Raw genomic sequence first — 13,585 nt, 5'->3', positions numbered from 1 at the left:
GCAGGGGCGAGGAGAAGAAGGCCGAGCAGGCCGATCGGCTGGCCGAGAGGCAGGCACGCAGGGCGCTGGGCCCGGACCCGTCCGGGCAGGACCCGTCCTGGAGGAGCAAGCCCGTGCAGCCGGGGAGGAAGACGAAGGCGGGCAGGGAGAAGGACGGCAGGGAGAAAACCACGTCCCGCCCCAGGGAGCCGTACATCCCGCACCGCGGATGGCACGGGCCGGGCGGTGGACGTGTCGGCTACATGGACCCACCCACCATGTGGCGGGCCACCACCGTGCAGGCGTGCGGCATGTGGCCGTTCGCCGCCGGTTCCGGCTCACCCATGACCGGTGTACCGCTCGGGCAGCACCTGATCACGGGCGCCACGGTCTGCGGCGACCCAGTGAACTGGTTCACCCGGGCCCGCTACATCTCCAACCCCTCGCTGTTCATGCTCGGGATGCCGGGCCTGGGCAAGTCCACCCTCGTCAACCGGATGCTGATCGGACTGGCCGCGACCGGCGTCGTCCCGCTGGTGCTCGGCGACCTCAAGCCCGACTACGCCGACACGGTGCGGGCGCTGGGCGGTCAGGTGATCTCCATCGGCCGGGGCCGGGGCGGCATCAACGTCCTCGACCCCGGCGCGATGGGCGAGGCGGCGGCGAAGATCGGCGGCGAGGCGGGCGAGGTGCTGAAGGCCGAGACGCACGGGCGCGTGCTGAACATGGTCGCCGCGCTCATCACCATCGTGCGGGGCCGCCCGATGGACGACCACGAGCAGTCGGTGCTGAGCGCGTGCCTGCACCATCTGCGCGAACGCACCCCCGCAGGCGGTACGGTCCTGCTGCCCGACCTGCTCCACGTGCTCACCGAGGGCCCCGACCGGGTCCGGGCGGTCACCCTGGACCGCGGCGACGACGCGCGCTACCGGGACGCCGTCGACCCTCTGCACCGCTCCTTGCTCGGCATCCTCGACGGTCCCCTCGGCGGCACCTTCGCAGCCGAGACGTCCACCCGCATCAACCCCGACGCGCCCGCCGTGTGCATCGACATCTCCGGCATCGGCGAGGCCGACACCCAGCTGACCGCCGCCGCGATGCTCGCCGCCTGGTCCGACGGGCTCGGCACGGTGGCCGCCTCGCACGCCCTCGCGGACGCCGGCCTCGCTCCCCGGCGCTGGTTCTTCACCGTGCTCGACGAGCTGTGGCGCCCGATGCGCGCCGCCTCCGGCATCGTCGACCGCATCGACGCGCTCACTCGCCTCAACCGCTCCCTCGGCCTGGGCGACGCCAAGATCACCCACACTCTCAAGGACGCCGAGGCCCTGGGCACCGACTCCGACCGGGCCAAGGCGCGCGGCTTCGTGGAGCGGGCCGGGATGGTCGTGTGCGCCGGACTGCCGAGGGCCGAGATGGAGGAACTCGGCAAGGTGGTGGGCCTGTCCCGGCGCGAGATCGACCTCGTGTCGTCCTGGTCCTCGCCCGCGGGCTGGGGTGTCTCCGGCGAGCACGAGGAGCCGCCCGGCCGTGGCCGCTTCCTGATCAAGGTCGGTGGCCGGCCCGGCATCCCCATCAAGGTCGTCATCACCGACGCCGAACGCCGTCTGCACGACACGAACACCCGCTGGACTCCCAACGAGGGGGGTGTCGAACAGGCCGTGGCCGAGGCCGCCGCGCAGGTCGCACGGGCCGCCCGGGAGGGCGCCTACGACCGGCCCGGTGCGATGGCGGCGGACGCGAGGTGGACCGCGTGAGCGGCCCGCGCGTCGGTGGCGACTTCCAGGAGCAGTTGCCGTGGGCCGTCGTCGCGCTCGCCGGCACCGGCCTCACCCTGTTCACCGTCGTCTGGTCCGGCGGCACCCTCGGCTCCGGCCTCTCCGGCCACGGTTTCGACGCCCCGCCCTTCGCCATGTCCAGCATCGTCCGCCTCACCTCCGACGGCCCGATCGCGCTGTGGCCCACGGCACCCGCCGCCGCCGTCTACGCGGGCGTGCTCGGCCTGCTGGCGCTCGTCGCCGCCCCCACCGCTTTCGCGGTGCGCCTCCTGATGAACCGCGCGGACCGCCCCAAGGGCCTCGCCGGCCGCCGTGAGCTCGCCGCCATGTGCCCGAAGGGCATCGAGGCCCGCGCCCGCGAACTGCGTCCCAGCCTCAAGGGCCGCGAACAGGTGCACCCGGACGAGACCGGCAACCTCCTCGGCGACCTGGACCCCGACGGACCCGAGCTGCGCAGCAGTTACGAGGACGTGGAACTCGACCTGATGGCGCCCCGGGCCGGCAAGTCCACCGGCATCGCCGTTCCCCGGGTGCTGCGCGCCCAGGGCGCCGTGCTGCTCACCTCGAACAAGTCGGACGTGTACGCCGTCACCCTCGCCGAGCGCGAGAAGGCGGGCACCGTGTGGACGTTCGACCCGCAGGGCATCGCCCACAGTCCGCGCGCCATGTGGTGGAACCTGCTCGGGGAGTGCCACACGATCGAGGGCGCGCGCCGTCTCGCCGGCCACTTCGTGGCGTCCGTCAACGACGACACCGCGAACAAGGACTTCTGGATCTCGGCCGCCCAGAACACCCTCACCGCCCTCTTCCTCGCCGCGGCCCGCGGCAAGGCCTCGGTCGTAGACCTGCTCGGCTGGCTCGCGGATCCCGCCGACCGCACCCCGATCGACCTGCTCCGCAACGCCGGGCTCATCGCGATGGCCGAGCAGCTGCAGGGCACGGTCCGCGGCGCCGTGGAGACGCGGGACGGCATCTTCGAGACCGCCCGCCAGACCGTCTCCTGCCTGCTCGACCCGGAGATCCTCGCCTGGGTCACCCCCGACCCCGAGCTGCCCGAGTTCGACCCCCACCAGCACGTCCTCAACAAGGACACCCTCTACCTGCTGTCCAAGGACGGCGGCGGCTCGGCGGCGGGCGTCGTCGCGGGCATCGCCGACGCGACACTGCGGGCGGGCGTGGTCGCCGCCGAACGCATGGGCGGCAGGCTCGATCCACCGCTGACCGCGGTCCTCGACGAGGCCGCCAACGTGTGCCGCATCTCCGATCTCCCGGACCTCTACTCGCACTTCGGCTCCCGCGGCATCAACGTCGTCACGCTGTTGCAGAGTTACCGGCAGGGTGCCCGGGTGTGGGGGGAGGTGGGCATGGACGCCCTGTGGAGCGCGGCGACCGTCAAGCTCCTCGGCGCGGGCCTGGACGACGCCGACTTCGTGCAGAAGGTCTCCACCCTCGTCGGCCAGCACGATGTGCGCACCCCGAGCGTCTCCCGCAGCAAGGACGGCACGTCACGCTCGTACTCCTACCGCCAGGAGGCCGTCCTGCCGCCCGACAGGATCCGCGCCCTGCCCAAAGGCACCGCCCTCCTCCTGGCCACCGGCGTCCGGCCCGCACTGATCCGGCTGCGCCCCTGGTACAAGGAGCCCGGCGCCGCCGCGATCTCGGCGGCGGCGAAGGCGGAGGCGGCCGCCATCACCGAACGGGCCGCACGTCGCCGGCCGGGCGTGACCCTGGCCAAGCCGGTCGGCGCCCAGGGCGCCGGCCCGGGGTGACCGTGCGCGGCGGCAACTCGGCCGCCCCGTACGGCACACGCCTCATCGGCCGGCCTGCCAGGATGGGCCGGGCGCCGTACGATAGCCGGGCCTTGGCCGCCGCGAGCCCCCTGAGCGACGCGGGCGGCAGGTCGGCGCGTACAGCCGGCCGGCGGCGGTCGCCGCCGGCAGGTCGCGCACACGGGCATCCAGCGCCGGCAGGGCACCGCCGCGGTGGGCGGCGACGGTGTCCGCGGCCTGAGGGGCGTGCCGGCCCGGCGTGGACGTCATCAGAGTGTCACCGGGACACATCAGCACGGCGTGCGCAAGCCCCAGCGCGAGCCGCTCCTGCCGTGCGCCGCAGACGAGGCGGTGCCGCCGCGGAACCCGCCCGCCGGGCGGAGGTGACTGCAGCACGGGGCTGTTGCCGGCAGGACGCAGGACAGGGCGAAGCCGCGCATCGAGGCGACTCGGGCGCGGGGACGCTCGGGCCGTTCCCCGTCCGGCCTCACGACGACGCCGTCACACCGGCGCCGAAGGCCAGGGCCGAGCACAGGAACCACCCGAACGGCGGCGCCATCAGATGCCGCGGTGTCCACAGCCGGGCCACGGCCGGCCGCGCCCGTGCATAGACCACGGTGACCTGTCCGCCGACCGGAGGCAGTCCGCACAGCGGTCCGTACCGCCCCGAGTCGAGTATGAGGTCCCGCCCGAGGTGATCGCAGAACACCACCACCCCACCGCGCCGCGGGTCGTCCCCCGCGCGGGCGACGACCACCCCCGTCACATGCACTCCGTGCAACCACAGGCGCGCCGCCGCGGCCGACGCCCGGAGGGCCAGCAGCAGGAAGCCGAGGCCGGATCCCGTGCACACTGCCCGCAGCACGAACTCCGCGTGCATGGAGCCCCCTTCACCCGCCCTGGTCACCCTCCTGCGCCCCGTGGCAGACACAACGGGTCCCGGACCGGGCACGGTTCACTTCCCATGGGCATCGGCATGCCGCCCTGCTCGGCCGGTCCGGCCGGTGTCTCGGTGTTTCCGTAGACGGTGTCGCGGATGTGGAGCACCTTGACGCCGTGCTGCTCCGCCTCGCTGCGGTACCCCTCCAGGAGCTGCTCCACCCTCTGCCGTCCGGTCTCCCCCGGAGGACGTCAGGTAGTTCAGCAGCCGGCTGAACCCCCGGGCCACGAAGGACCGTAGTACCGGCGACGACGACCTCGACGGAGAACCCGGAGTAACGCCATGACCCTCGCGTCGCAGCCGCCGCAACAGCAGCAGGAGGGGCCCGCCTTCATCCTGTACTTGCAGGGTTCCGAGTACGACGACGGTCTGCACCGGCTGACTTTGTGGGTACGCCACCTGCTGCTGCCGGTGTACGGCAGGGAGGTCGGCTCCACCGCCCCTTGGTGCCCCAGCTGGTGGAGACATCCGGAGGCGGTGGCGCAGCTGTACGGCCTGTGGATGGCATGGAAGGAGCTGACCGGCCCCGGTTCCGGAGCGACCGGGCCCTCCACCTGGCATCGCGACTACCTCGCCCACGTCATGGCTTCACTGCGGGACCCGTCGGGCCCCTTCGCGGGCTGCAAGGCCGGGGCGCACCGGGCCAAGGAGGCACCGGGGATGGACCCTTATCCGGGCTGAGCGGCGCGTGTGTGCTTGGGCCGTATTCCTCGGCTGCGTCGAAGCGGCTGGTGCCCGGCCAGGCGGCGCAGGGGAGCAGGGCGCCGGGGTCCGGGAGGCCAGGGCCGGGCGACACCGCCTGGCCCGGTGTCCGGCGCGGCCCCGGCGGACGCCTGGCGGACCGCCGCCTGCACGGAGGTCGGCGCGGACCGCGCAACCGGACCCGGTCACCATTGATCCCCGGCTCCAGGTCGTGGGTCACGACCTGCAGACACCGGTGTCCACGGTCGGTCTGCGACCCGCGCCGTGCGAGCCCCGTCACCCTCGCAAGTCGTTGAACCGTTCCCCGCGCTGCCCCGTTGTCGCTTGTGTCAGCACTTCCGACGCGAATGGGGGGCACCGTGCCGGATGACGACGCGCCTTCCGCGGCCAGCAACCGGCTGACCGAGGAGCACGGCGAGGTGGGCTGGCCCGGCAGCTGGCTCGGGAGTTGGCCGAAGCCGAGCCGGCCTCGAGCGTCTCGCTCCATGAAGAGGCGCAGCTGGAGAGAGCCTCTTGGCGAGGCCGGCAGATGAGTTTCGTCTTCCCTGGGATCGCGCCACCGGCGCGTCACAGTCGGTGCCGGCCGGCGTGGACGCGTCCTTCGCCGACCGTCCGGATACCGACACGTCCGGCCCGGGCCGGGACGCACCGGGAGGGGACGGGTCCGCGCCGACCCCGCCGACGACGGCCGGACCCTGGCAGCCGTCCGTCCCCCAGCCGTCGGCGCGTGCACGCCTCGAAGAGAGGATCGGCCAGCTTTCGCCGGCCGCGCGCATGGCCTTCGAGGACGAGATCCTGCGCCCGGTCACGACCAACGCCAAGTTGAAGGCGGTCTTCGACACTCTCACCGAGAGGGTACCGACTGTCGCCGAGTACGCCGGCAACGCGCGTACGGGAACTGCTGCGAGAAGCACCTCCGCCCGCGCAGTCGCCGCGGCGGGAACCGAAATGCCGGCGACTCCGGCCCGCCCGGCCCGGCGGCCGGTCGTTCGGGCGCAGACGGCCGGCAGACTCGAATGCGATGACGTTCTGCCGCTGAGGGGCCATCCACCGCCCTCCGCTCCCCGTGCGTGGGAAGGCGACAACAGAACCGCCGTCCCGCGCGCATCCGGGAGCGAGATGGGTCCTGCGCACCTTGCGCTCCATGCGGGGCGGTGATTCCACTGCCGCCGTCGGCGAGTGCGCGCCCCAAGCGATCACTGTGCCGGAGGCGGACGAACAGGACACCGGGCTCGCCGACTTCGACTGCAACGCTGCCGATGCCCCGGAGCCCTGGTGCCACGCCGGCTACGTCGACGCGGTCACCGCACCTGGACTTCGTGGGAACTCCACGCCTGGTTCACGCTGTCGACGCCGACCGCTCCGACGGGCTTCTGCAACGGGACGAACGCGAGCGACCAGGCTCACCGCGACGCGGATCGAGCCGGTAGTTGAACCCTTCTCCTCCGTCAGCCGTTGTCCGGGTGCAGCCTCGCCGTGCCGATCCCCCTGAGGCACGGCGAGGTTCGAGGGAGAGTCATGTCAACCGGGCCGTCCGTACGTGGCACCACGGGTGCCGGAGCCGAGCGTGCCGTCCTCCAGACGGCCGAGCCTCTCGCGGATCTCCTCGGCGTCCGGATGGTTGGACTCCGAGAAGATCGCCAGTGCCCACTGCCAGCTGGCGCGAGCGGCCTCCGGCTCGTCCGCGGCCAGCTGGATGTCGCCGAGGTTGCTCAGGGTGTGGCCCTCCGCCCACCGGTTGCCGACCTTCCGATGCGTCTTGAGCGCTTGGTGGTAGTGGTCGACGGCGTCGTCGTGGCGGTGGAGCCGGTGGTGGACCGTGCCGAGGATGTCGAGCGCGACGCCTGCGACCCAGTGATTGTCGCTCGCGCGCAGGACGGTCAACGCCTGTCCCAGGCAGTGGAGGGCTTCGTCGTAGCGGCCGAGCCGCTGGTAGGCGTCGCCCAGGTTGGTCAGGGTGATTCCCTCTCCCCAGGCACTGTCGATGACCCGGTTGAGGACCAGCGCCCGGTGGAGGTACTCGACGGCCTTGCAGAGCCGGCCGGCGTGAAGGTAGGCGTCGCCCAGATTGCCCACGGTCACCGCCGTGACCGCGGTGTCCCCGATTTCCTCGAAAGCGGCCAAGGCCTGGTGAAAGTGGTCGATGGCCTCGTCGAACCGGCCGGAGGCGCGCAGCGCGGTGGCCGTGTCCGCGAGGCCATGGGCCTCGCCCCGGCGGTCGCCGGCGGCGCGGGCGGCGGACAGGCCCGTCTGGGCGATGTCGAGCCAGTCGTGCAGATGGCTGCGGAGGTAGAAGAACCCCCAAAGGACGGCCGGCAGTCGCCATGCGATGCCCGGCTGCCCGGACGCGGCGGCTTGGTGCACCGCGGAGACCAGGTTGGCCCGTTCGGTCTCGCACCAGTTCAGGACCTCCTCGTGCGTGGTGAACTCCAGGGGCCGGCAGGCGGCGGGCAGTGGTTCGAGGGGTATCCGGCGGCGGTGCGGGGTGAGCTGCCGGTAGGCGGCGTCGGCGGTGTGCAGATACCAGGCGAGGAGCCGCTCGACGGCCCGGTCCCGCTCCTGAGGTGTCTCCTCGGCGAGGACGCGTTCGGCGGCGTAGACGCGCAGCAGGTCGTGCAGGGCGTAGCGGCCGGGGAAGCGCTGGGTGAGCAGATGGGCGCGGGTGAGCTCGACGAGCAGGCCGCCCGCCTCCCGCAGGGTGAGCCCCGCGAGGCCGGCGGCGGCGGGCGCGGAGATGTCGGGTCCCGAGTGCAGGCCCAGCAGCCGGAACAGGCGCGCGGCCGGGGCGGAGAGCGCCTTGTACGACCAGGAGAAGACGGCCCGGAGGTCGGTGTTGATGTCGTCGCCCCCGGCGAAGGCGTCGAGACTGCCGTGGCTGTCGGCCAGTTCCTGGGCGATGGCGCTGAGCGGGAAGCCGGCGTGGGCGGTGGCATGGGCGGCGACGACGGCCAGCGCCAGCGGCAGCCGCGCGCACTGCCTGATGATCTCTTCCGTCGCCTGCGGCTCTGCCACCAGCCGCTCGATGCCGAGGCGGCGCGCGAGAAGGTCGTGTGCCTCCGCGGACGTCAGCTGGTCCAGTGCCACCGGATGGGCACCCTCGCCGACGACCAGGCCGGTGAGCTGGTTGCGGCTGGTGACGATGACCAGGCAGCCGGGGGAGCCGGGCAGCAGCGGACGGACCTGGTCGGTGTCACGGGCGTTGTCGAGGAGGACCAGCACCCGGCGCTCGGCGAGCATGCTGCGGTACAACGCCGCCTGGGCGTTGAGACCAGCGGGAATCCGCATCGGCGGAACGCCGAGCGCGTCGAGGAAGACACGGATGGCCTCCTCCGGCGTCACGACCGAACCGGTCGGATCGAAGCCGTGCAGGTTGATGTAGAGCTGCCCGTCGGGGAAGCGGTCGGCGATCTCGTGCGCCCAGTGCACGGCCAGGGTGGTCTTGCCGATGCCGCCCATGCCGCCGATCGCGCTGATCACCACTGTGTCCGGAGGGCTGCCGTTCCCGGGCAGCAAGGCCCGGGCGCGGTCGAGTTCGGCGTGGCGGCCGACGAAGGTCGGCAGGTCGGCGGGCAGCTGCGCCGGACGGGCCGGGTGCGCGGGATGCGGGGGTAAGACCTCCCCGGGCGGGTCCGTCCGCACAGGCGGGCCGGAGTCCAGGGAGACGTCGGCCGCGAGTATGCGGTCATGCAGCTCCTGAAGCGGGGCGCTGGGGTCGATGCCCAGCTCCTCCACCAGGGTGCTCCGTGTCCTGTGGTACGCCTCCAGCGCCTCGGCCTGCCTGCCGGACCGGTACAGCGCCAGCATGAGCAGTCGGCACAACCCCTCCCGCAGCGGGTGTGTGCCGGTCAGCGAGAGCAGTTCGGCGATCACCTCGCCGTGGTGCCCGCGTTCGACGTCGGCCTCCAGCCGGGCCTCCAGAGCGATCAGCCGCTCCTCGCTCAGCCGGGCACGCTCGGACTCGGCCAGGGGGCCGGGGACGCCGGCCAGTGCCGTTCCCTGCCACCCGTCGAGCGCGGTGTGCAGCAGCTCCGCGGCGTCGGACACCCGGTCGGCGGCTCGCAGCCTCTTCGCCTCCGCGACGCGCTGTTCGAACACGGCCAGATCCAGGGCGTCCTCGGCGATCCGGGCCAGGTACCCGTCTCCGACCGAGACGACGACCCGCTCCGCCCCGGTCGTGTCCAGCCCGGACTCCAGCACCTTTCGCAGGCGCGACACGTAGGTCCGCAGCATGGACACGGCGGCCGCCGGCAGGTCCTCGCCCCACACGGCGTCCAGGAGTTCACCGAGGGCGACGGGGCGCCCCCTGCGCAGCAGCAGTGCCACCAGCACCGCTCGCTGCTGCGGCGAGCCGAGGTTCAACTCCCGTTCCCCGCGCCATGCACGGACCGGCCCCAGCAGGGCGAAGCGCACGGAACCTTCGTGAACGTTCATACGGTGCAGGTGCCGGTGCACGGCAGGTGCTCCGTGTCCTCGCACCCGGAGCAGGACGCGACCGCGGTGTCCTTGCGTACGTGGGCGGCCGGGCCCCCGGATGTTCCGGACTGCCGGGAGACGGCCTCGACGCCCCAGACGTCGGACAGCGGCGCGTAGCCCTTGAACGACTCGACCGCGGTCCTGTCGGCCCACTTGGCCTTCACCGCGGCCCGGAATCGGTTCATCTGCGAGGCCGTGCAGCCGTCGGCGACGAAGACGATGTCGAAACGGCCGGCGGAGGCGCCGTTGTTGACAAGTCCGGCCGTGGTGAGCGCCCGGAGCCGCGTGGTTGTGGTTAACGTGCGCAAGCAACGCCTCTTCTGCATCTGGGGTACGGAGCGGTGGCCGCGTCCGTCCCGGCGACGGGACACTCGGGGAGACGGGGTGGGGAAGCGCTTCGCTTCCTCGCCCGCGGGTGAGGTGAATCACAATGAGGTCATGGGGCCTCCATGTCCTTCGTCAGGCCGGGCCGGTCATGCGCCGGCTGCTTCGGGGGCCGTGACTCGTGGAAGGCGCCGTCCGCGGAGCCCGGCGAACCCGACGCCGATGCGCTGGCGAGCCGGAGGACCGCCTGGGCGGGGGTACTTGCTGCCCGCTGGCACTGCGCCCTCCGGGACGGGCCGTCCCGGTCTCCAGGTGCCCACGATCAACGGTCTGGCCCAGGACGGCCTTCAGCCACGGGTATGAGGCTGTGGTTGCCGCCAGGATCAAGAACACTTACCTCGCCGCCCGCTGCCGACGCCTGGCCGCCCTCGAGCACTGCGTCCCCATCGCGACGATGTGGCACATGCCCGTCCACGACGCGGAGTACGCCGACCTCGGCGGCCAGTTCCGATCTGCCGTCAACCCACGCCACCGCCGGAATGAACGAACTACCGGGAATTCCGCCGCCTCGATGCCGACGGGGGATGGACGAAGGGTGAGAGGAACGCACCGGCGGGTGCTTTCCGGATCTGGCGCTTGGAGGTCTCGACAAGCCCCCATCGTTCCGGATCGGAAAGCACCCGCGGTTTCACGTCCGGCAACCGGACTTCCGCTTCCTCGGTGGATCGGGGTTCAGGTGCCCATCACCTGGACCTCGGCGAGGCTGAGGTAGTTGGTGCCGCTGAGTTGGATCATCACGTATCGGCCGGTCGTGCCGGCGGGGATGGACGTGGGGCTGCCCGCTTGGTTGGTTTGGTGACTGGACCAGACACCGGAGACGGCCGCCTGCTGTGTGGGCGTGAGTGCGGTGTTGAACGGGGTATTGGACACGAACACCCAGTAGTCGGACAACCGGTCCTGGCAGCAGTCGGTTCGGTTGTAGATGTTGATCGAGGTGATGTTGTGCGTGGATCCGAGGTCGGCCTGCCACCAGGCATTTTGGCCGCTGTTGGTGGTGGAGACCGAGCCGTCGGCGAAGCTGCCGTCGGTGTTGCCGTCGACGGCCTTCGCCGCGGTGGGGTTGGCGACGTTGTTGAGGGTGGAGGACTGGGTCGCTGCCTGGCCTTGCGCCAGGTTGGTTTGACCGAACACTTCGACTTCGGCGAGGCTGAGGGACGCGGTGCCGCTGAGTTGGACCATCACGTATCGGCCGGTTGCGCCGACGTTGAGGGTCGTGGGGCTGCCCACTTGGCTGACTTGGTGACTGGACCAGACACCGGCCTGGGCGGCCTGCTGCGTGGGGCTGAGCGTGGTGGTGAACGGGGAATTGGATACGAACACCCAGTAGTCGGTCAACAGGCCCGGGGTGCCGGGGTCCGTTCGGTTGTAGATGTCGATCGAGGAGACGGAGGCCGTGGATCCGAGGTCGACCTGCCACCAGGCATTTGGGTCGCTGTTGGTGCTGGAGACCGACCCGTCGTTGATGTAGCCGTCGGTGCTGCCGTCGACCGCCCTCGCCGCGGTGGCGCCGCTGGAGGTGGACGACTGGGTCGCCGTTTTGCCCTTCGCCAGGTCGGGCCCACTCATCACCTGGACCTCGGCGAGGCTGAGGTAGTTGGTACCACTGAGTTGGATCATCACATATCGGCCGGTCGCCCCGACGGTGACGGACGTGGGACTGCCCGCTTGGGTGGTCTGGTGACTGGACCAGACACCGGAGACGGCCGCCTGCTGTGTGGGCGTGAGTGCGGTGTTGAACGGGGTATTGGACACGAACACCCAGTAGTCGGACAACCGGTCCTGGCAGCAGTCGGTTCGGTTCCAGATGTTGATCGAGGAGATGTAGTTCGCGGATCCGAGGTCGTCCTGCCACCACGCATACTGGTCATCGTTGGTGCTGGAGACCGACCCATCGTTGAACCAGCCGTCGGTGTCGTCGTCGATCGCCTTCGCCGCGATGGGGTTGTTGCCATTGCTGAGGGTCGACGACTGGGACGCCGTTCCGGTCAGAGCGATGTTACCGGGAAGGACGGCGGGCAGTCCGATGCTCACGCCTGCGCTGCTCATGACGCGGGCGGTCGTGGCGGGGGTGCCGGTGACGGCCTGGTAGGTCAGGCTCGAGGTGGGAGCCGCGGTCTGCTCGATGAGGTAGTTGGTGCCGGCGGTCACCGGAACGGTGAGTGTCGCCGCCGAGGTCGGGGCGACGACCACGGCGCCGGTGCCGGCGTTGATCACCTGCACCTGCTGGCCTGGCCAGGGGCTGCGCACCGTGTAGGTGGTGCTGGTCTTGGCTTCGATGCCGACCGTGGACGGGACGCCGCTGCGGACCTGGACGTCGACCTTCGCTCCGCCGAGGATGTAGACCGATCCGTCGACGTTCCAGTCTGACGGCCATGCGGGAGCGATGCGGACGGTGCCGTCGTAGCTCTGCACGAGCGCTTCGTTGGTGCTGGCCGCGACGGTGGCGCTCTGTTCGAGGTCGCCTTCGTACGTCGGGTTGTACTGGCTCAGGCCGTTGATCAACGACTGGAAGTGTGTGATCAGCGCCTTGGTGTTGGACTCGAAGTCGCCGGCCCTTCCCAGGCGGGCGGCGTCCATCGCGTCGAACGACCAGATTTCGGCATCGACGAAGGGCCGGTGATCGAACGTGCGCTTGGCCAGGTTCGTGATGGTGTTGCTGCCGGCAGGGTCATCGCCGATCTGGCCAAAAGGCCACACCGGCTCCAGGTTGATGTTCTCCGCGTTGTGGATCTGTGCGGTCGGGTCGTAGGAAAGGGCGATGATGTCAGTGCCGGCGGCGTCCGCGGTCGCTGCCTGGGCGCTGGTCAGCACCGTGGAGGTGTTGGAGAGGTTGACACGCGGGTAGTCCGGAATCTGCGACTCCGCCGAGGTCAGTTGGCTCACGAGTGCCGAGTCCGTCTGCTGGTTTTGCGCTGCTGAGATCGCGACTGGGAACAGCGCCTTCATCGCGGCCAGGTCGATGGTCGGGTCGTGGACATCCCACTGCGTTTCGTGCGCGTTCGACAGCGGCGCGGTGCTCTTCAGCGTGGCGGTGTTGCCGGCCGTGTCCACGGTGAAGTAGTAGTTCAGCAGGAACTCGGCCGCGTTGGAGATGAGCGGGTAGTTCGTGGCGAGGAAGTTCGCGTCCTTGGTCATCTGGTACTGGTTCCAGACGTTGAGCGCGATCTCCGCGCCGGTGCTCATCGTCCGGGCGTTCCAGGTCGCGCCCGACGTCGTGGTGTTCACGCAGTCGTCCTCGGCGCCTTGCCAGTTCTCCGTCTCGTAACCCTGCCCGGTGTAGCGCATGGTTTCGGGAACGCAGATGCCCGGAACCTGGGGGAACTGCGCCGCCGTCCAGGTCTGGATGTTCGTCAGGTTGCTGGAGTACAGGTTGAAGTACGGGGCGTTCAGCGAATACGCGCCGGAGGTCATGTTCGCCGCCGCCATCGCCCGCAGGTTTTCGTGCCAGTTCGCCGACGCGTCCCAGTGGTCGAAATCGCCGACGCTGGAGAACAGGTCACCCTGACCCGCCTGGCTGCCCGGGAGGGTGCCGCGCTCCTCGGACGCCTCGTAGTACAGGTACA

Annotated in this window: 8 protein-coding genes; 3 read left to right on the top strand and 5 right to left on the bottom strand. The window is 71.0% G+C overall.

The features are described from left to right. Positions 1-257: 257 nt before the first annotated feature. Together ACH4UM_RS39010 and ACH4UM_RS39005 are read left to right on the top strand one after the other, a co-directional pair. Entirely contained in the window at positions 258-1,733 is a 1,476-nt protein-coding gene (locus tag ACH4UM_RS39010; RefSeq protein ID WP_398190660.1) for an ATP/GTP-binding protein, read from the top strand. Continuing rightward, on the top strand, positions 1,730-3,523 hold the full coding sequence (locus ACH4UM_RS39005; protein WP_398190562.1) for a type IV secretory system conjugative DNA transfer family protein: 1,794 nt from the start codon (positions 1,730-1,732) through the stop codon (positions 3,521-3,523). Before ACH4UM_RS39010 ends, ACH4UM_RS39005 begins: the two co-directional genes overlap by 4 nt. 487 nt (positions 3,524-4,010) lie before the next feature. Here the strand turns inward: ACH4UM_RS39005 and ACH4UM_RS39000 are convergent, their stop codons facing one another. After that, entirely contained in the window at positions 4,011-4,403 is a 393-nt protein-coding gene (locus ACH4UM_RS39000; RefSeq protein WP_398190559.1) for a hypothetical protein, read from the bottom strand. A 23-nt stretch (positions 4,404-4,426) separates the two neighbouring features. Further along, positions 4,427-4,624, bottom strand: a complete 198-nt coding sequence (locus ACH4UM_RS38995; RefSeq protein WP_398190556.1) for a hypothetical protein — start codon at positions 4,622-4,624, stop codon at positions 4,427-4,429. A gap of 121 nt (positions 4,625-4,745) precedes the next feature. Between ACH4UM_RS38995 and ACH4UM_RS38990 the strand changes: the two genes are divergently transcribed. Next, the gene (locus ACH4UM_RS38990) at positions 4,746-5,144 is read left to right on the top strand and encodes a DUF4913 domain-containing protein (RefSeq protein ID WP_398190553.1); all 399 of its coding nucleotides are present in this window, start codon (positions 4,746-4,748) and stop codon (positions 5,142-5,144) included. A gap of 1,542 nt (positions 5,145-6,686) precedes the next feature. Here the strand turns inward: ACH4UM_RS38990 and ACH4UM_RS38985 are convergent. The 3 genes from ACH4UM_RS38985 to ACH4UM_RS38975 all read right to left on the bottom strand — a co-directional run. Beyond that, the gene (locus ACH4UM_RS38985; protein WP_398190551.1) at positions 6,687-9,596 is read right to left on the bottom strand and encodes an AfsR/SARP family transcriptional regulator; all 2,910 of its coding nucleotides are present in this window, start codon (positions 9,594-9,596) and stop codon (positions 6,687-6,689) included. Beyond that, positions 9,593-9,946, bottom strand: a complete 354-nt coding sequence (locus ACH4UM_RS38980; protein WP_398190549.1) for a M64 family metallopeptidase — start codon at positions 9,944-9,946, stop codon at positions 9,593-9,595. Before ACH4UM_RS38980 ends, ACH4UM_RS38985 begins: the two co-directional genes overlap by 4 nt. Positions 9,947-10,694: 748 nt before the next feature. Next, a partial coding sequence (locus ACH4UM_RS38975) for a discoidin domain-containing protein (RefSeq protein ID WP_398190546.1) occupies positions 10,695-13,585 on the bottom strand: 2,891 nt, incomplete at its 5' end.

It is taken from the genome of Streptomyces sp. NPDC020801 (assembly GCF_044334385.1).
Classification (GTDB): Bacteria; Actinomycetota; Actinomycetes; order Streptomycetales; family Streptomycetaceae; genus Streptomyces.
The sequence above is the reverse complement of the archived record's forward strand: the minus strand, read 5'-3'. Positions and strand labels throughout refer to the sequence as shown.